Origin of the sequence: Frankia sp. CcI156, assembly GCF_001983015.1 — a bacterium.
GTDB lineage: Bacteria > Actinomycetota > Actinomycetes > Frankiales > Frankiaceae > Frankia > Frankia casuarinae.
Genome location: NZ_MOMD01000020.1, coordinates 12252 through 31062 on the forward strand (window position 1 = coordinate 12252; position 18811 = coordinate 31062).

The window sequence follows — 18811 nt, forward strand, 5'->3', positions numbered from 1 at the left end:
CCGATGTCTACGCCGACGCCGACRCCGACCAGCCCAGCCAGGCCCCGGCTCGCCGTCTGGAAGTTCGCCTCCTGCGACGGCTGCCAGCTCACCCTGCTCGACTGCGAAGATGAGCTGCTCTCGCTCGCCGGCGAGATCGACGTCTCCTACTTCCTGGAGGCATCCAGCGCGACCGTCGACGGTCCCTACGACCTCTCCCTCGTCGAGGGCTCGGTCACCACCGAACAGGACGTGGAACGCATCCACCAGGTCCGGGCCGCGTCCCGGCGTCTGGTCACAATCGGCGCCTGCGCGACCGCCGGCGGCATCCAGGCGCTCCGCAACTTCGCCGACGTCGGTGACTTCCTCGCGGCCGTCTACGCCACCCCGGCGTACGTCTCGACGTTGGCGACCTCCACCCCGATCTCCACGCACGTCCGGGTGGACTTCGAACTCCAGGGCTGCCCRATCAACCCTCGCCAGCTCCTCGAAGTCATCAGCGCGTTCCTCGCTCGCCGACGCCCGAACATCTCCTCGTCCGCCGTCTGCACCGAATGCAAACGGCGGGGGACGGTGTGCGTGATGGTCGCGCACGGCACGCCGTGCCTCGGCCCCGTCACGCATGCCGGATGCGGTGCGATCTGCCCGGCCTATCACCGCGGCTGTTACGGCTGTTTCGGCCCGATGGAGAGCCCCAACACCCCCGCGTTGATCCGCCAGCTACGGGTCCTCGGGATGAACGAGGACAACGTCGACCGAGTGTTCCGGACGTTCAACACCGCCGCGCCGGCATTCCGCGACGCCCCCGGCGAGGGTTCGGGAAGCGGTGAGACCGATGCGCGCGACTAGGACCATCGCACCTCCCCCACTCACCAGGGTCGAGGGCGAAGGAAGGCTGCTAATCAAGATCACCGACGGGCGGGTGGACGAGGCCCACCTGAAGATCTTCGAACCGCCGCGCTTCTTTGAGGCGTTCCTCCGYGGMCGGGCCTACACCGAGCCACCCGACATCACCGCCCGGATCTGCGGCATCTGCCCGGTCGCCTACCAGATGAGCGCGCTGGCGGCCATCGAACAAATCTGCGACGTCACGGTCACCGGCCCACCCGCCGCCCTACGGCGGCTCATCTACTGCGGTGAATGGATCGAGAGTCACGCACTACACGTCTTCCTGCTGCACCTACCGGACTTCCTCGGCTACGACAGCGCACTGCATCTTGCCCAGGACCAGCCCGCCCTGGTCAAGCTGGGACTCACGCTGAAGAAGGCCGGCAACACGCTCATGACGGTCATCGGCGGCCGCGCGATCCACCCCGTCAACGCGCGGGTCGGCGGCTGGTACCGGGCACCACGCCGGCGTGACCTGACCGAGCTTGTCGGGCAACTGGAACAGGCGCGAGACATCGCCCGGGACACGGCCCGATTCACCGCCGCCCTGGACTTCCCCGAAGACGAACTCCACCAGACCTTCGTCGCGCTCCACCAACCTGGCGAATACCCCGTTGAGCGCGGCCGGATCGCCTCCACCGCTGGCCTCGACATCGCCCCGGCCGACTACGACCGGCACTTCACCGAAGAACAGGTGCCCTGGTCGAACGCCCTGCACTCGACCCTGGCCGCGGGCGGCTCCTACCTCACCGGACCGCTGGCTCGCTTCGCGCTGGGCGCGGAGCGGCTGGCGCCCGCCGCCCGCGAGACCGCCGCCGAGATCGGCCTGCGCCCACCGGAGCGCAACCCCTACCGCAGCATCATCGTGCGCTGCATCGAGATGGTCCACGCCGCCGACGAGGCGCTGCGGATCATCGCGGACTACACCGAGCCCGACCCCTCCGCGCTGGAGGCCCCGCCCCGGGCGGGAACCGGATACGGGGTCACGGAGGCACCCCGCGGCCTGCTTTACCACCGCTACACGATCGACCACAACGGCACCATCCTCGACGCAAAGATCGTGCCACCAACCGCCCAGAACCAACGTCCGATCGAAGAAGACCTGCRCGGTGTGGTGGAACGCTTCATGAACCTGCCGGAGCCCGAACTCGCCCTGCGCTGCGAACGGGCCATCCGCAACTACGACCCCTGCATCTCATGTGCGACCCACTTCCTGACTCTCCACATCGAACACGGCTGACCGTCATCGGGATCGGCAATCCCTACCGACACGACGACGCCGTCGGCCTKGCAGTCGCGCGGCAGCTACGCTGCACGCTCCCAGYCGGCGTCGACGTACTCGAAGGCGCCGGCGAGCCGACAGGGCTGTTCGCCGCCTGGGAAGGGGCCGACGCCGTCTGGATCATCGACGCCGCCCATTCCGCGGCCCCGCCCGGAACTGTGCACCGCATACCGGCCAACGAGCGCACACTACCGGCGGATCTCGTCGGGCCATCGACCCACGCACTCGGCCTCGCGGACACCATCGAGATCAGCCGAACACTCGGCTGGCTTCCCCGGCATCTCGTCATCTACGCAATCTGCGGCCATACCTTCTCCGCAGGCCTCGGACTTGACCCCGAGGTCGCGGCGGCGGCCCGAAACGTGGCCGCCGCCATCCGCGCCGAAACAGCGATCTATGCCGCCAGGGAACCTGACGATGCCGCCAGGGAACCCCACGATCTCCGCTGACCGCCGCCAACCGCGGTAGCCGAAGGCCCGCGTTGGCGGTGGGGTTCGGTCACGGGACTTCGCGCGGCCCGGGGGCGGCGTTCATCAGCCACGTCACCGTGCGGCTGATGTCCGACAGGGACAGGATCCCGACGAGTCTGCCTTGATCCATCACCAGGACGCGGTGCTCGGCGCCGGGCTCCATGCGCGGCAGCAGATCCGCCAGCGGGTCGTCGGGACCCGCGATGGTGGTCCGCGACAGTGGCACCATCACCTCGCTTACCGTTACCGTGCCGCTCTTCTCCGGCGGCACCTGCTTGGCGCCGTCCAGGGTCACCAGCCCGACCGGGACTCCGTTCTCGCCGGTCACCGGGAACGCCGAGTGCCGGTACCGGTACAGCGGGCCGGCCAGCAGGTCCGCGACGGTCAGGGCCGCGGGCACCGTGAGCGGTTTCGTCGTCATGGCGTCATGTACCGGGACGCCGGCGAGCACACCGCGCAACTGCGCCTRCCGTCCCTCGGCGGTGGCGGCCGCGATGAGGAACGAGCCGATCAGGGCCAGYCAGAGCCAGCCGAATCCGCCGCCTCTCATGAACACGAGGAGTCCCAGAACGACGAGCAGCCAGCCGAGGACGCGTCCGGCCGCGGTGGCCCCGGCGGTCGCCCGCAGCCGATCTCCCGTACGCCACCACAGGAAGGCGCGCAGCAGCCGCCCACCGTCGAGCGGAGCGGCCGGAAAGGCGTTGAAGACGGCGAGCAGCAGGTTGATGCCCGCCAGCCAGGCCACCACCTCGACCAGGAGTTCGGGCGCGGACGCCAGGGCGAGCAGCCAGGCGCCCAGCACGAGGAGCCCGCCCAGCAAGAGGCTGACGAGTGGGCCGACACCCGCGATCCGCAGCTCCGCTGCCGGGCTCGACGCCTCCGACTTCAGCCGGGCCACCCCGCCCAGCAGCCACAACACGATGTCGTCCACGGCCACCCCGTTGCGCCGGGCCACCACGGCGTGCGCCACCTCGTGGGCGAGCAGCGAGGCGAAGAAAACCACTGCGGCGGCAAGAGCCGCCACCCAGTACACCACCAGGGCATGGCCCGGGTAGGCCTGTGGGAGGCGGCCCTGCGCGAGGCCGAACGCGATGATGCCGAAGATGAGCAGCACGCTCCAGTGGACCCCGATCCGGACTCCAGCGATCCGTCCCACCACGAAGGTCGCCCGCACAGCGTCTCTCCCCTGTTCGAACGTGCCCCGGGACCAAGACCCGGCTCGACTCCGCGGTTAAGCGCGCAGYCGGCCCCGTCAGGCTGTCGCGAGGGCCACCTCCGTCGACTTGACCAGGGCAGTCACCGAGGAACCCGCGGCCAGAGCGAGGTCGGTCGCGGCGGCCAGGGTGATCGCCGCGGTGAGCACGCCGCCACCGTCGAGGGCGATGTGCACGACGGCCATGGCACCGCCGGTCTCCAGGCTGGATACCGTGCCGCGCAGCCGGTTACGGATGCTCAGACCGTCCACGCCGCCCGTGGCCAGCGCCACCTCGGTGGACTTGATCAGAATCTCGACGGYGGCCCCCACCGAGAGGCCGAGATCCTTGATCGCATCAAGGGTCACCGCGGCGGTGACGGTCTGCCCGCCGGAAAGATCGACGGTCACGGTGCTCATCACCGCACCTTCGGTGATGTCGGTGACGGTTCCGGTCAGTCGGTTGCGGATGCTCAGGCTCATCGGTCCACCTTGTCCTCTCGGGTGCCGCCAGGTGCCGTCAGTCAACTCCTACCCGTCCGTCCGTGCCGCGTACATGCCTCACCTGCAGAAGAGTCGTGCGGAACAGTCGTGCGGAAGGGTCCTGYGGACGAGTGATGTCCGACAGGCGGTCGCGCCTGATCGGTCCGTGCGGGTCGCACCGCCCGCGTCGGGGGGAGCGGGCAGTGCGGTGCCACCGGTTCGCCTACCCCGAACAGGTCGATGTCGACCACCGACCCCGAGAGTCCGGCCTCCCGCACGCAGGCGCCCCGCACCGACAGAACACTGCCTTGACACAACGGATAGGCAGGAAATGTCGCCAGAAGCTCTACTGTTACCCACTGTCATGTCAGACAACACACCTACCTCGCCGCCAGCATGGGCGCCAGGTCACCCGCGCCTGATCCACCCACGTCTGCGACCCAAAGAAATCCCGGCCTCCCTCGGCGGCAGCCCCGCCGATCATCCGACTGGCGTCCACCCCCGCAACAACAGATCATCGTCGTATGACATCGGGCAATCGTGCTGAAGCAACGAAAGCGCACAACATTAAACAACGGCAACTCTCGGCGGACCGTCCGAGCGGCTGCCCCGGGTAGCCGACCGGGTAGCCGAGCCGCGGAGAATCACGATGGCCGATGGCCGATGGCCGATGGCCGGCGGCCGATGGCAACGGCTGCCGACGGTGGAACCGGCGCCTAGGCCGGACTACCCCCAGACTAACCCCCGAGCCAACCTCCGGACTAACCCCGTAGGGGGCTTGCGGAGGGCCTCGTAGGGCTGTTTTCGCTGTACCCGGCTGTCCCCGTCATCCGTATTCCCGACACGCCTGCGGGGAACGGTGTTCAGGGAAGCCGAGAATGTTCCGGGCCATGGCCTACCTCCCGATGAGGGGGCCAGAAGGGGTACCCCCGCTTCCGGTGTCGGACTACCTCGTAGGGGTGCGCATCCCTCGCGCTGGAACCGCCGCTGGAGTGCTCCGGAACGGGCGTCGGTCAACGACGTTGAGGGGACCGTTCCTCCTCGGCACCGCGTTCATGGTCGGCCGGATGTCTGGATGTGCGGCTGGCTGTGCATTGTGATCGGTGCGRCGCGGTCGCCCGATCCGCTCGTCGCGCGGCGGTGGTATCACTGGACCGGTCCGACGAGACGGACTGACCTTCGATAAGCCGGACGAGAAGTGGTCGAGCGGTGATTGCCGTGCTAGCTGATACGCTTTCAACAGTTAGCGCCCGCCTGCTAGCTCGGCTGCCGGCTGGAGTTAGCGCAAGTGCGCGCTCACTCATCACTTGCTATAGCGGCACGCCTGCGCCGGTCGCGGCGCTTGGTCGGTTGGGGGCATGGTTGCGGTATGGAAAAAGGCTTCTCGGTTTCCTGCGGAGCCTTTCACGTACGCGTGGTGTTGGCGGCGTTGCGTCGCGCGACCATCGATCCGGGGTTCGGAGCGTTCCTGTGGGTGGTGCCGCGGACCCCCGTCAGCAGTCGTCGGCTCTCGGCCGGCGATCCGCGGCGGCCGACATCTCTCGGCTGATCGGGGTCAGCCAATCGGGACCTGCGTCGAAGCCCGTGACGGGGCCCGTGACGGGACCTGCGTCGAAGCCCGTGACGGGGCCCGTGACGGGGCCTACGTCGAAGCCCGTGACGGGGCCCGTGACGGGGCCTACGTCGAAGCCCGTGACGAGGCCCGTGACGCGGCCTACGTCGAAGCCTGTGACGCGGTCTGGGCCGAATCCTGCGGCTCCCAGCGGGTGCTCGGATACGCCCGACGCAGTTCGGGGGGCGACGCAGTTCGGGGGGCGACGTCGGCGGCGAACCACTCAAGCTGCTCGCGCTGCCAGTCCACCGGCAGTGAGTCGACGCCGATACCGGTGAGCTGCTGGCCGTACAGTTCCCGGTAGTGGTCATCGATAACAGTCGAACCACCGGATTGCCGGCGTCGAATCCCGCCCGCCTGCCTCCGTCGACGGGGCCGGCCGGAACAACCGGCACCGCGGCCTGACTCCACCCCTGACGCCACGGATACGGGACGCCGGACCGGGCGGCCACCGAAGGCATCCACGTCTGTTCCGGGCGCTCAATGCAAGTGCAGCGGCGTCCGGCGAATGCGAGTGCAGCGGCGTCCGGCGAATGCGAGTGCAGCGGCGTCCGGCGAATGCGAGTGCAGCGGCGTCCGGCGAATGCGAGTGCTCAACAACAATGCGGGGCGCCGGGTAAATACGGGGGCAGGCCGACAGCGCAGGTGCGTTCCGGCAAATGCAAGTGCGCTCCGCGAATGCGGGGGCCGTCCCGGCGATGCGGGATTCGATCGACGGTGCATTGTCTCATGGCGTTCAACGCCAAGCTCAACGGCGAGTTCAATGCCKAAGACGGCGGGTGGCGTTGGAAAACRCCGCCCGCCGTCCCGGTCCGTGCCGCCAACCATGACGGTCAGCCACGATATGGCCACTTCCACTGGGCGATGGCGTGGGCGGAGCGGGACAGCGCCGTCGCCACGATGACGCTTTGTCGCCGTCGTTCCCACGCCGTGGTTCGCGGCCATGATCAAACATAGGCGTGACGAACACGAAGCTGCCGGATTTCCCCCGGTTGACCTGGCGGTCCACCGCCTCCGGCAGCCACGACCAGACACCTCCGTCGCCGACCGTCAGGCCGGCGACGGAGGTGACGGCCACCGGTCGCTTAATGCAGCGGGCGCATGCAGTCCCGGCAGCGGTCGTTCAGAATCGAGAGGAGCTCGACAGCCTTGAGTGAGGCGTCGCGCACCTTCGCGATGTCCTGCGAGGAGTTCAGCCTGACCAGCGCGGATTCAGCTCCGTCGGAGGCGCCCTCCCGGACCGCCTCGACGATCTCTGCYGCCGGTGTGCCGAACTGGAAGAGCAGAACCTCTTTGTCCTGGTAGGACGGTAGTTCCGTGGGCAGGTGCCCGAGACCGATGCCGGCGAGGTTCCGGCTCAGGATCTGCCGCACGTTGGTACCCAATCGGCCATAGCCGCCGATCTCCCGCAGTGTCCCCATGTTGATCCGGAAGACACCGTTGTTGCCTACTACGGTCGCACGCAGGTCCTCCCACGTTCCCGGCGGGTCGGACGGCACGCCGACCATCTGCGTGTCCGTCATCTCTACCATCCCGACTGGCAACCCAAGTACTCCACGTATGCGCGAACCGACACGCCCAGCTCCTTCCGCTCTCCATAGGAAAGCACTGCGTGCTGCCAGGTCGGCGTCGCCCGGCGTCGCCCGGCGGAAAATAACTGTTATCCATAAGATAACCGACTCCTCGGGCGAGGTCCACTCACGACGGACCTTGTCGGTTTCGGAAAAGTTAATCCTGGTGATCGGGATCGCGCGGCGGTCGGGAAGCTGCCAACATGAATGTGAGTCATCTTGTTCATCCGCCGTGACCAGCATCGATAGCGCCGACATCTCTACGTAACATGGCAGGTACCTCGCTKAAACTCTTGTTCGAATGTTCCGATAACATCTCATCTKCACGGGGCGTTTGCTACTGTCATCTACATCGCGCCGACGGAGCTGGGGGATCCCCGTAATCGGGCGATCTTCCTGGCGTACCGTGTGCTCCGGACCACTTCGGCGGCGCGCCCGGGGCTATGTGGGCGGCGCCACGGGGGAAAGTTTCCAGGAAAATTTTAATTAAAGATTTTTCCTTGAGAATATCCTTCGAGGTATCTTTCGGGAGAAGCTTCCAGTCATCCCGACGGAATACCTGTTAACGCCGAAGTTACCGGGGCTTGCAGGGCTGAAATAAACGGCTCCTAGTGTTCTTCGTGTCGCCACCGGACAAACGAAGAACCACTGTTCGGGGGCGATCCCATGGCCTTCTGTTCTCGATCGACGGCTGGTGATGACAGTGCCCGGTCCCCGTTTTCCCAGCTCATCCGCGCCTACGGTCGAGCCGGCCGCGCCGGTCAGGTTTTGCGACACCACCCTGCGCGACGGCGAGCAGGCGCCTGGAGTGGCATTCACCGCAGCCGAGAAACTTGCCATCGCCGCTGCTCTGGACGCCATCGGCGTACACCAGATCGAGGCCGGAATACCTGCCATGGGACCCGCCGAACGGGATGTCCTGCGGGAGATCCTCGCGACGCAACCCCAGGCCGGCGTGGTGGCGTGGTGCCGGGCCGACCGCCGCGACATCGATGCCGCGGTGTCCTGCGGAATTGTCACCGCGCACCTCACCATTCCCGTCTCCGACCTGCATCTGAAGAGCAAGCTGGGCCGGGACCGGGGATGGGCGCGGCGCCGCATCCGCGACTGCGTCTTCGACGCGGCCGACCGCGGGCTGCGATTCAGCGTCGGCCTGGAGGACGCCTCCCGCGCGGACGACAACTTCGTCATCGAGCTGGCCGGCGAGCTGCGCGAGTGGGGCGCCACCCGGATCCGCTGGGCCGACACGGTCGGTCTGCTGGACCCGGTCAGCGCCTACACCCGGCTCGGCCGGCTGGTCCAGGCGGTCCCGGGGGAGTGGGAGATCCACGCCCACGACGACTTCGGTCTGGCGACCGCAAACACCCTCGCCGCGGTTCAGGCCGGATTCACCTGGGTTAGCACCACGGTGCTGGGTCTGGGGGAACGGGCCGGCAACGCCCCGCTCGAGGAGGTGGCGATGGCCMTGCGGCACCTGTTGAAGGTGCCGGTGGACTTGGACACCACCTCGTTCCGCAGGCTCGCGCGGATGGTGGCCCGGGCCGCCTGCCGCCCGCTGCCGGTAGGCAAGGCGGTGGTCGGTGAGTCGGTGTTCGCGCACGAGTCGGGGATCCACGTCCACGGCGTGCTGCGACACCCGTCGACCTACGAGCCGTTCGACCCCGCCGAAGTCGGCGGGCAACGGCGGCTCGCGTTCGGGAAGCATAGTGGCCGGGCCTCGGTGCGTTACGCGCTGGCCCAGTACGGCATCACCGCCGACGACAGCGAGATCGAGCCGCTGCTTGAGCGGGTCCGGACCACGGCGACCCAGACGAAGCGCGGCCTGCACGGCCGTGACTTCCAGGAGCTTCTCGGGCGGGCCGAAGTGCCGGCCCCCCGAGTGGAGGCCCCGCCGTCCTAGGCCGGGTCCGGCAGGACCCGGACCCGGCTGACAGACGCAACGGGGTAGATCAACAACTAACGGTTGTGCCGATGTCCCGGCCAAACCCGGCCGGCGGCACGACTCCAGCCCAGGGGCTCTCGCGGCCCGACCTGCCCGATCGGCGTGGTCGTGGCACCGGTGCCCCCTGCGCTGGGCAACCGTTCCGAGGAGGAACACCGCATGCGCCAGATCGCATTCTATGGCAAGGGTGGTATCGGCAAGTCCACCACCCAGCAGAACACCATGGCGGCGATGGCCGAGATGGGCAAGAAGGTCATGATCGTCGGCTGCGACCCCAAGGCCGACTCGACCCGGCTCATCCTGCATTCCAAGGCCCAGACCTCCGTCATCCAGCTGGCTGCCGAGAAGGGCTCGGTCGAGGACCTGGAGCTCGACGAGGTCCTGGTAGAGGGCCAGTGGGGCAWCAAGTGCGTCGAGTCCGGTGGCCCGGAGCCCGGTGTGGGCTGTGCCGGCCGCGGTGTCATCACTTCCATCAGCTACCTGGAGGAGGCCGGCGCCTACGAGGACCTCGACTTCGTCACCTACGACGTCCTCGGTGACGTCGTCTGCGGCGGGTTCGCGATGCCGATCCGCCAGGGCAAGGCGCAGGAGATCTACATCGTCACCTCCGGCGAGATGATGGCGATGTACGCGGCGAACAACATCGCCCGAGGCATCCTCAAGTACGCGCACTCCGGTGGTGTCCGGCTCGGCGGGCTCATCTGCAACAGCCGCAACACCGACCGCGAGGACGAGCTGATCATTGAGCTCGCCCGCCGGCTCAACACCCAGATGATCCACTTCATCCCGCGCAACAACGTCGTGCAGCACGCCGAGCTGCGCCGGATGACGGTCATCGAGTACGACCCGAAGAACGAGCAGGMCGACCAGTACCGGCAGCTCGCCAAGAAGATCGTCGACAACGACATGAAGACCATCCCGACGCCGATCACCATGGACGAGCTCGAGGAGCTCCTCATCGAGTTCGGGATCATGGAGCAGGAGGACGAGAGCATCATCGGCAAGGCCGCCGCTGTCGCCTGACCCTGTCACCTGCTCCGACTCCGTCGAGGATGAGGTCCCGACCATGACGACGACGCCGGCACCTATCAAGGCCGAGACCGAGGCGATGATCGCCGAGGTGCTGTCTAACTACCCTGCGAAGACGGCCAAGTTCCGGGCCAAGCACCTCAAGGCCAACGACCCCGATGGGTCGAAGGAGTGCGAGGTCAAGTCCAACATCAAATCCCGCCCGGGGGTCATGACGATCCGCGGCTGCGCCTACGCCGGTTCCAAGGGTGTGGTGTGGGGCCCGGTCAAGGACATCGTCAACATCAGCCACGGCCCGGTCGGCTGTGGCCAGTACTCCTGGGCCACCCGGCGCAACTACGCCCGCGGCCCCTGGGGCGTGAATAACTTCGCCGCGATGCAGTTCACGACCGACTTCCAGGAGAAGGACATCGTCTTCGGCGGTGACCCGAAGCTGGAGACGGTCTGCGACGAGATCGTCGAGCTGTTCCCGCTGGCCAAGGGGATCTCGGTCCAGTCCGAGTGCCCGATCGGTCTGATCGGCGATGACATCGAGGCGGTTTCCCGCAAGGCCTCGAAGAAGCTCGAGCTGCYGGTCGTCCCGGTGCGCTGCGAGGGGTTCCGCGGGGTCAGCCAGTCCCTCGGCCACCACATCGCCAACGACGCGGTCCGCGACCACGTGCTGGGTACCGGCGGGAACACCTTCAAGCAGACGCCGTATGACGTCGCGCTCATCGGCGACTACAACATCGGCGGCGACGCCTGGGCCTCCCGGAAGATCCTGGAGGAGATGGGCCTGCGGGTCATCGCCCAGTGGTCCGGTGACGGCACGATCAACGAGATGGCCTCGACGCACCTGTCGAAGCTGAACTTGATCCACTGCTACCGGTCGATGAACTACATCTGCACGACCATGGAGGAGCGCTACGGCACTCCGTGGACCGAGTTCAACTTCTTCGGTCCTACCAAGATCGTCGATTCGATGCGGAAGATCGCGGCTTTCTTCGACGACGAGATCAAGCAGAAGACCGAGGCTGCGATCGCCCGCTACCAGGTCCGGTTCGACGAGATCACGAACGCCTTCCGGCCGCGCCTGGAAGGCAAGCGGGTCATGCTCGCGGTCGGCGGACTGCGGCCCCGGCACACCATCGGTGCCTACGAGGACCTCGGCATGGAGGTCGTCGGCACCGGCTACGAGTTCGCRCACAAGGACGACTACACCCGTACTTACCCCGCTCTCGCGGAGGGCGTGGTCCTCTACGACGACCCGACGGCCTTCGAGCTGGAGGAGTTCGCCAAGCGGCTCAAGCCGGACCTGATGGGCGCGGGCGTCAAGGAGAAGTACGTCTTCCACAAGATGGGCGTCCCCTTCCGCCAGATGYACTCCTGGGACTACTCCGGGCCATACCACGGCGTGGACGGCTTCGCGGTCTTCGCCCGTGACATGGACATCGCGATCAACAGCCCGACCTGGGACCTCATGGAGACCCCCTGGTCGAAGGCCGGAGAGGTGTTCTGACCGGCCGGTCCGGCCCCCGCCGGCGGTAGCCGGCAGTCATCAGCCACGGTAGAAGGGAGGATGTCCGGTGACGACGACTCCGGAAACAAACAGTTCCGTCCCGCTGCGGGTCCTCGACCACAGCGAGCTGTTCAAGGACGAGGTCTACCAGAAGCAGTTCGAGGGCAAGCGCGAGTTCGAGAACGGCAGCGACGCCGCCGAGGTCGCCCKGGTCCTGGAGTGGACCCGCGGCTGGGAGTACCGGGAGAAGAACTTCGCCCGGGAGGCGCTGACCGTCAACCCGGCCAAGGCGTGCCAGCCGCTCGGCGCGGTCCTGGCGGGCCTCGGCTTCGAGGGCACCATGCCCCTGGTGCACGGCTCGCAGGGCTGCGTCGCCTACTTCCGCAGCCACTTCGCCCGGCACTTCAAGGAGCCCGTCCCGGCGGCATCCTCGTCGATGACCGAAGACGCCGCCGTCTTCGGCGGGCTGAACAACCTGGTCGAGGCGCTCGAGAACGCGACCACCCTGTACAAGCCCAAGATGGTCGCGGTCAGCACCACCTGCATGGCCGAGGTGATCGGGGAGGACCTGTTCGCCTACATCGGCGCGGCGCGGGACAAGGGCGCGATCTCCGCCGACTACCCGGTGCCGTACGCGCACACGCCGAGCTTCGTGGGCTCGCACCTCACCRGCTACGACAGCATGCTCAAGGGCATCCTGGAGCTCCTGAGCAGGACAGCGGACGCCGACAAGGTCGAGTCCCCCGGGAAGCCCCGGCTGAACATCGTGCCCGGCTTCGAGACCTACGTCGGCAACCACCGCGAGTACCGCCGCATCCTCGAGCTGATGGGTGTCGACCCCCTGATCCTGGGCGACCACAGCAGCTCCCTGGACTCGCCGGCGACGGGTGAGTACGAGCTCTACCCAGGTGGTACCCCGCTCGCCGAGGCCGCCACGGCTCKGTTCAGCCGCGCTACCGTGATGCTTCAGGAGACCACCACCCGCAAGACGACGGAGTTCGTCCGGGACGGGTGGAAGCAGGAGACGGTGGTGCTCGAGACCCCTATCGGGGTGAAGAACACCGACCGCTTCCTGACTGAGGTGGCCCGCCTGGCGGAGGTCGAGATCCCGGCCGAGCTCACCGCCGAGCGTGGCCGCCTGGTGGACGCGCTCACCGACTCGCATGCCTATCTGCACGGCAAGCGGGTCGCCATCGCGGGTGACCCTGACCTCGTCATCGCGATGACCGGCTTCGCCCTCGAACTCGGGATGATCCCGGTCCACCTGCTGAGCACGAACGCCGACAACTCYTTCGCGCCCAGGCTGGAGAAGGTCCTCTCGACTAGCAAGTTCGGCGAGGCGGCGACCGTCTGGCCGGGCAAGGACCTCTGGCACCTGCGGTCGCTGGTCTTCACCGAGCCGGTCGACCTGCTCATTGGGAGCTCGTACCTGAAGTACATCTCCCGGGAGGCGAACGTGCCGCTGGTCCGGGTCGGTTTCCCGATCTTCGACCGGCACCACCTGCACCRCTTCCCGATCGTCGGCTACACCGGCGGTCTGCACCTGCTCACCCAGCTCGTCAACACGGTGCTCGACGAGTTGGACCGCACCAGCCCCGACCACAGCTTCGACGTCGTCCGCTGAGCGTCCGACCGGGCACAGCTGTGGCCGGTCCGGCTCCCGGCCGGATCTGAACGTGGTCGGCCGGCCGYACCCACCGCGCTCCCTGCGACCGGCCGACCACCCCGCCGTGGGGTCGATCGATCACCTCCCGGATCGATCGACCCCTCGCCCCCGTCTCACCTCTTTCAAGAACCGTGCCCGTAGAACCGCGTCCTTCCGAGGATGGCCCATGGCAGCCACAGAACGCGTCGCGCTGTTCACCGAACCGGCCTGTAACCACAACAACGCCAAGAGCACCAAGGCCCGCAAGGCGGGTTGTCCCAAACCCAAGCCCGGGGGCACTTCCGGAGGCTGCGCCTTCGACGGAGCCATGATCACCCTCGTCCCGATCGCCGACTGCGCTCATGTGGTCCAYGGCCCGATCGGCTGCGCGGGCAACTCGTGGGACGGCCGAGGCAGCCTGTCGTCCGGGCCGGTGCTCTACCGGCACGGCTTCACCACCGACATGGCCGAGAACGACGTGGTGCTCGGGGGGGAACAGCGCCTGTTCGACACCATCCTGGAGGTCGTCGAGCGGCACTCGCCGCCAGCGGTCTTCGTCTATTCGACCTGCGTCACCGCGATGATCGGAGACGATCTCGACGCGGTGTGCGCGGCTGCCGCCGCCGAGTCCGGGGTGCCGGTGATCCCGATCCACTCGCCCGGGTTCGTCGGCAGCAAGAACCTCGGCAACCGGCTCGCCGGCCAGGCCCTGCTCGACCACGTGATCGGCACCGTTGAGCCGGAGCTCACCACCGACCGGGACGTCAACCTGATCGGTGAGTACAACATCGCCGGGGAGTTGTGGGACGTCCTGCCGCTGCTGTCCCGGCTGGGCCTTCGGGTGCAGGCGTGCATCAGCGGTGATGCCCGCTACCGTGACGTCGCCGCGGCCCATCGGGCCAGGGCGACGATGGTGGTCTGCTCGCGCGCGCTGCTCGGACTCGCCCGTGGCCTGCAGGAACGCTACGGGATCCCGTGGTTCGAGGGCAGCTTCTACGGCACCCGGGCGATGGGCGACACCCTGYGCGGCTTCGCCCGCCTGCTCGAGGACGACGAGCTCTCCCGCCGCACGGAGGAGCTCATCGCTGTCGAGGAGGCGGCCGTCGCCGTCGCACTTGAGCCGTACCGGCGCAGGCTCGCCGGGCGTAAGGCGGTGCTATACACCGGCGGGGTCAAGAGCTGGTCGATCGTGTCCGCGCTGCAGGACCTCGGCATCGAGGTGGTCGGCAGCGGCATTACCAAGAGCTCCGACGGCGACGTGGACAAGATCCGCGAGCTGCTCGGCGACGCAAAAATGATCAAAGAGGGCAGTCCGCGCGAGCTGCTGCGGGTCGCCGAACAGACCGGGGCGGACATCCTCGTCGCCGGCGGCCGCAACCAGTACACCGCGCTGAAGGGCCGGCTGCCGTTCCTCGATATCAACCAGGAGCGGCACATCCCTTACGCCGGCTACACCGGGATGGTCGAGCTCGCCCGGCGCCTCGACCTGGCGATCGCGAGCCCGGTCTGGGAGCAGGTCAGCCGGCCCGCTCCCTGGGACCTGGTCGGAGCCCGCTGATGGCCGAGATCGTGACCGGAGAGCGGCAGGCGACGATCGACCCGCTCAAGCACAGCCAGYCGCTCGGGGGTGCGCTGGTCTTCCTGGGCCTCGCCGGCTCGCTGCCGATCATGCATGGTGCGCAGGGGTGCGCGTCATTCGCCAAGGCCCTGCTCACCCGGCATTTCAACGAGCCGATCCCGCTGCAGACCACCGCGATCACCGAGGTGACCGCGGTCCTCGGCAGTGGTGAGGCGATGGTGGAGASGCTCGATGCCATCCGGAAGAAGCAGCGGCCGGAGATCATCGGCCTGCTCACCACGGGGGTCACCGAGGTCAGCGGCGAGGACGTCGGCGGCCAGCTGCGCAAGTACCTCTCGGCCTGGAACGAGACCGACTCGAGCGGGCCGGAGGCGGGCGCGAACGGCTCCGCCCCCGGCAGGGCCCCGCTGATCGTCGGGGTCTCCACCCCGGACTTCATCGGGGGGCTGTCCGACGGCTGGTCGGCCGCGTTGGAGGCGCTGGTCCGAGCGGTGGTGCCGGCAGAGCATTCCGAAACGGAGCCTTCCGAAGCGAGATATTTTACCGGGCGCACCGCCTTCATCGCGGCCAGCGCTCCCGTAACGCATCTCACTACCCCCGGGTCCGCCGAGGCTGCCAGGTCCACCAGGTCCACCAGGTCCACCAGGTCCACCAGGTCCGCCAGGTCCCTGGGGTCCGCCGAGGCTGCCAGGTCCACCAGGTCCGCCAGGTCCCTGGGGTCCGCCGCCCGACGGGTGGCGGCGGCGGACGGTGGTGCTCTGGACCCGCGCCAGCTCGCCGTCCTGGTCGGCCCGTCCCTGACGGCGGCCGACCTCGACGAGCTCGGTGAGTTGATTCGCGCGTTCGGGCTCGACCCGGTACTCGTCCCCGACCTGTCCGGATCGGTGGACGGGCACCTGGCCCCCGCCTGGCAGCCCACGACGACCGGCGGCACCGGGCTCGCGCGGCTGCGGGCGCTCGGTCGGTCGCGGGCCGTGCTCGTCGCGGGTGCGACCGCGGCGGCGGCCGGTGACCTGCTCGCAGCCCGGACCGGCGCCCGGATCCTCCGCCACCGTCATCTCAGCGGGCTGACGGAGATGGACACCTTGGTCACCGAGCTGATCGAACTCACCGGAGCGTCCGCGCCGGCCCGGGTCCGGCAGGCCCGGGCCCGGCTCGCCGACGGTCTGCTCGACACGCACTTCGTCCTCGGTGGCGCCCGGGTCGCGCTGGCAATGGAGCCGGAGACCCTGGTCGCCGTCGGTTCCCTGCTGCACGACGTCGGGGCCGAGGTCGTGGCGGCGGTGTCCCCGACCGCCGCGCCGGTCCTCGCGGACGCGCCCTGGGACGAGGTCGTCGTCGGTGATCTGACCGACCTCGCCGAACGGGCTCGGGCGGGTGGTGCGCACCTCGTCCTCGGTTCCAGCCACGCCCGCGAGGTCGCCGACCGGATTGGCGCCGCGCACCTGCCCGTCGGCTTCCCGATCTTCGATCGGCTCGGCGCGGCGCTGGCCGGTACCGCCGGGTACGCCGGAAGCCTGCGCCTGCTCATCGACGCCGCGAATCGTCTGCTCGATCACGAGCACGTGCACCGCCGTTCCGGGCGGAGGTTCTCCGTGTCCGGCGCGGATGGACAGCCCGCCCACCGGACCGAGATCCCCACCCAACCCGGCTCCGCGGGTGAATCCGATCAACTCGACAACCTGTTCCAGGAGTCTCCGTGTTGAAGATCGCCTTCGCGACCAGCGACGGCACCGCTGTGGATCAGCATTTCGGGTGGTGCCAACGGTTCGACGTGTACGAGGTCGGCCCCGAGGGGGCCAGGTTCCTGGAGACCCGCGCGCTCGACGCGGCGCCGACGGACGAACAGGACAAGATCGAATCCAGGCTCGCCGCGGTCTCGGACTGCGCGATTCTCAACATCAGTGATATCGGCGGGACGGCCGCGGCGAAGGTGGTGAAGGCCCGGGTTCACCCGGTGAAGGTGGTCAAGGGCACCGCCATCCCCGAGCTGCTCCGCCGCTACACCTCGACGCTGGCCGGCAATCCTCCGCCCTGGCTGCGCAAGGTGCTGCGGTCCCACGAGCCGCAGCCGGCGGCGACCTGGACMCGCGGCGGTGCTACGGCTCTGAAGCCCAAGGGGGACGCGGCATGACCGCGAAGACCGGTTTCCTCGGCGACCTGGTCGACCAGCTGCGCGCCGGGGACACCTACGGCCAACTGGAACGGTTCTCCGACGAGGACCTGCTCCGCCCGTTCATCGTCACGCGGGAGCAGCGCCGCGAGATCGCGGTGAACTGCGACATCGACGCCGCCGTAGAGGGCCGGGTGCGCTCCTTTTACCAGGCGGTCGCGGCGGCCACCGAGAAGGCGACCGGGGCGTTCACCACCACCGTGCTCGACCTCAGCCACGAGGGGTTCGGGCGCGTGATCATTTGTGCCGGGCGGCTCGTCGTCCTCTCCGACGCGCTGCGGGACGTGCAGCGGTTCGGCTTCGGCTCCATGGACGAGCTCTCCGCCCGGGGCGAGTCGCTGGTGACCGGCGCGACCAAGCAGATCGAACGATGGAACGAGGTGGCCCGCGATGACTCCTGACGCCCAAGCCGCCGACACCCCGGCAGGGGGCGCCCCGGCCGACACCGAGCTGCGGCTGCGCAAGCTTCGCAGCCGGGCCTCCCAGCTCAAGCTCGACCTGCACGACCTCGCCGAGGACCTCCCGATCGGCTGGGAGGGCCTGCTCGACGCCGCCCGCCGCACCTACGACGCCTATGCGGAGATCGCCCTCCTCGAGGGCCTGCTCAAGAAGGAGACATCGCGATGAGCGTGAGCATGGCCGCCGGCCAGCTGGCGGACTTCCGCCGCTGTTCCACCGCCGAGGAGTACTTCATCCTGCTGGACGTCGACTACGACCCGCGAGTCCTGGCCGTCAACCGGCTGCACATCCTCCGGTACTTCGCCAACCAGCTGGTCGAGCTGCACGACACTCGGACCGAGGCCGGGAACCCGGTGGAGCTGCTGCGGGAGTATCGCGACGCGCTCATCCGCTCCTATGAGGCCTTCACCACCGCCTCCGCCCTGGACCACCGCCTGTTCAAGGTGCTGCAGGACCGCGCTCCGCAGTCGTCGTTCGTGCCCGCGTCGTCGATCACCGTCGAGCGGCTGACCCCGACGGTGCCCCAGCCGTCGGCGCCGTCCGACCCGGTGGAGCCGTCCCAGTCCGCCTGGCCGCACCACGCCGCCGCGTCCGCCGACTACCTGGGTGGAACCCGATGAACAGCACCTACGACGTCGGCGACATCGTGGTCGCCGTCAAGGCATTGCGTAACGACGGCACGTATCCGGACCCGGCGATCGCCGTCGGTGAGGTTCTCGTCGAGGCCGGCACCCGTGGCCAGGTCATCAACGTCGGCCTCTACCTGCAGGAACACATCGTGTACGCGGTGGCTTTCGACCACGGCCGCATCGTCGGCGCGCTGGAACGTGAGCTCGTCTCCCCCGAGCAGTGGCAGCAGGCCGCGGCTGTCGCCGCCGGTACCGCCGCACCCGCCGCGACGACCACCGCGACCTCCTCGGCGACCGCTCCGGCCACCGGCACGGCGACCGCCGGGGGGAAGGAAGGGCGGTCGTGAAGGCAACCCCCGTCAGCCTGCCGATGCTGCCCA

17 protein-coding genes are annotated in these 18811 nt (G+C 68.4%); 14 read left to right on the plus strand and 3 right to left on the minus strand.

Annotated features, from left to right (window positions below):
• Nucleotides 1-3: 3 nt before the first annotated feature.
• Genes CcI156_RS09135 through CcI156_RS09145 form a run of 3 tightly spaced genes read left to right on the plus strand, consistent with a single transcriptional unit; the run spans nucleotide 4 to nucleotide 2598 of the window.
• Nucleotides 4-828, plus strand: coding sequence for an oxidoreductase (locus tag CcI156_RS09135; protein ID WP_049761148.1), 825 nt, complete (start codon nucleotides 4-6; stop codon nucleotides 826-828).
• Nucleotides 815-2107, plus strand: a complete 1293-nt coding sequence (locus CcI156_RS09140; protein WP_076805299.1) for a Ni/Fe hydrogenase subunit alpha — start codon at nucleotides 815-817, stop codon at nucleotides 2105-2107. Before CcI156_RS09135 ends, CcI156_RS09140 begins: the two co-directional genes overlap by 14 nt.
• Nucleotides 2065-2598, plus strand: a complete 534-nt coding sequence (locus tag CcI156_RS09145) for a hydrogenase maturation protease (RefSeq protein ID WP_076805300.1) — start codon at nucleotides 2065-2067, stop codon at nucleotides 2596-2598. The genes CcI156_RS09140 and CcI156_RS09145 overlap by 43 nt, the downstream gene beginning before the upstream one ends.
• Before the next feature lie 49 nt (nucleotides 2599-2647).
• Here CcI156_RS09145 and CcI156_RS09150 read toward each other — a convergent pair whose 3' ends face one another.
• From CcI156_RS09150 to CcI156_RS09160, 3 genes are all read right to left on the minus strand, one after another.
• Nucleotides 2648-3793: a site-2 protease family protein gene (locus CcI156_RS09150; protein ID WP_076805301.1), complete on the minus strand. Its 1146-nt coding sequence runs from the start codon at nucleotides 3791-3793 to the stop codon at nucleotides 2648-2650.
• A 78-nt stretch (nucleotides 3794-3871) separates the two neighbouring features.
• Entirely contained in the window at nucleotides 3872-4294 is a 423-nt protein-coding gene (locus tag CcI156_RS09155) for a molybdopterin-binding protein (protein WP_076805302.1), read from the minus strand.
• A gap of 2697 nt (nucleotides 4295-6991) precedes the next feature.
• Complete coding sequence (locus CcI156_RS09160; protein WP_011438844.1) at nucleotides 6992-7429, minus strand: hypothetical protein; 438 nt, start codon at nucleotides 7427-7429, stop codon at nucleotides 6992-6994.
• 742 nt (nucleotides 7430-8171) lie between these two features.
• Between CcI156_RS09160 and nifV the strand changes: the two genes are divergently transcribed.
• The 11 genes from nifV to CcI156_RS09215 all read left to right on the plus strand — a co-directional run bounded on the left by nifV (nucleotide 8172) and on the right by CcI156_RS09215 (nucleotide 18778).
• Nucleotides 8172-9377, plus strand: coding sequence for a homocitrate synthase (nifV, locus tag CcI156_RS09165; RefSeq protein ID WP_076805303.1), 1206 nt, complete (start codon nucleotides 8172-8174; stop codon nucleotides 9375-9377).
• A 201-nt stretch (nucleotides 9378-9578) separates the two neighbouring features.
• Nucleotides 9579-10442 carry a nitrogenase iron protein gene (gene nifH / locus CcI156_RS09170; RefSeq protein ID WP_076805317.1) on the plus strand — a complete coding sequence of 288 codons (864 nt, stop codon included), beginning with the start codon at nucleotides 9579-9581 and terminating at the stop codon, nucleotides 10440-10442.
• Nucleotides 10443-10485: 43 nt separating this feature from the next.
• A complete protein-coding gene (gene nifD / locus CcI156_RS09175; protein WP_076805304.1) occupies nucleotides 10486-11946 on the plus strand; it encodes a nitrogenase molybdenum-iron protein alpha chain in 1461 nt (486 codons plus the stop codon).
• Nucleotides 11947-12013: 67 nt separating this feature from the next.
• Nucleotides 12014-13570, plus strand: coding sequence for a nitrogenase molybdenum-iron protein subunit beta (nifK, locus tag CcI156_RS09180; protein WP_076805305.1), 1557 nt, complete (start codon nucleotides 12014-12016; stop codon nucleotides 13568-13570).
• Nucleotides 13571-13778: 208 nt separating this feature from the next.
• Nucleotides 13779-15149: a nitrogenase iron-molybdenum cofactor biosynthesis protein NifE gene (nifE, locus tag CcI156_RS09185; RefSeq protein WP_076805306.1), complete on the plus strand. Its 1371-nt coding sequence runs from the start codon at nucleotides 13779-13781 to the stop codon at nucleotides 15147-15149.
• Nucleotides 15149-16876: a nitrogenase component 1 gene (locus tag CcI156_RS09190; protein WP_076805307.1), complete on the plus strand. Its 1728-nt coding sequence runs from the start codon at nucleotides 15149-15151 to the stop codon at nucleotides 16874-16876. Before nifE ends, CcI156_RS09190 begins: the two co-directional genes overlap by 1 nt.
• Nucleotides 16870-17304 carry a nitrogen fixation protein NifX gene (nifX, locus tag CcI156_RS09195; protein WP_011438837.1) on the plus strand — a complete coding sequence of 145 codons (435 nt, stop codon included), beginning with the start codon at nucleotides 16870-16872 and terminating at the stop codon, nucleotides 17302-17304. Before CcI156_RS09190 ends, nifX begins: the two co-directional genes overlap by 7 nt.
• Nucleotides 17301-17744 carry a NifX-associated nitrogen fixation protein gene (locus tag CcI156_RS09200; RefSeq protein ID WP_011438836.1) on the plus strand — a complete coding sequence of 148 codons (444 nt, stop codon included), beginning with the start codon at nucleotides 17301-17303 and terminating at the stop codon, nucleotides 17742-17744. The genes nifX and CcI156_RS09200 overlap by 4 nt, the downstream gene beginning before the upstream one ends.
• Complete coding sequence (locus CcI156_RS09205; RefSeq protein WP_023840004.1) at nucleotides 17734-17970, plus strand: CCE_0567 family metalloprotein; 237 nt, start codon at nucleotides 17734-17736, stop codon at nucleotides 17968-17970. The genes CcI156_RS09200 and CcI156_RS09205 overlap by 11 nt, the downstream gene beginning before the upstream one ends.
• Nucleotides 17967-18422 (plus strand): nitrogenase-stabilizing/protective protein NifW, encoded by a 456-nt coding sequence (gene nifW / locus CcI156_RS09210; RefSeq protein WP_011438834.1) that lies wholly within the window; start codon nucleotides 17967-17969, stop codon nucleotides 18420-18422. The genes CcI156_RS09205 and nifW overlap by 4 nt, the downstream gene beginning before the upstream one ends.
• Nucleotides 18419-18778: a nitrogen fixation protein NifZ gene (locus tag CcI156_RS09215; protein WP_011438833.1), complete on the plus strand. Its 360-nt coding sequence runs from the start codon at nucleotides 18419-18421 to the stop codon at nucleotides 18776-18778. Before nifW ends, CcI156_RS09215 begins: the two co-directional genes overlap by 4 nt.
• Nucleotides 18779-18811 lie beyond the last annotated feature (33 nt).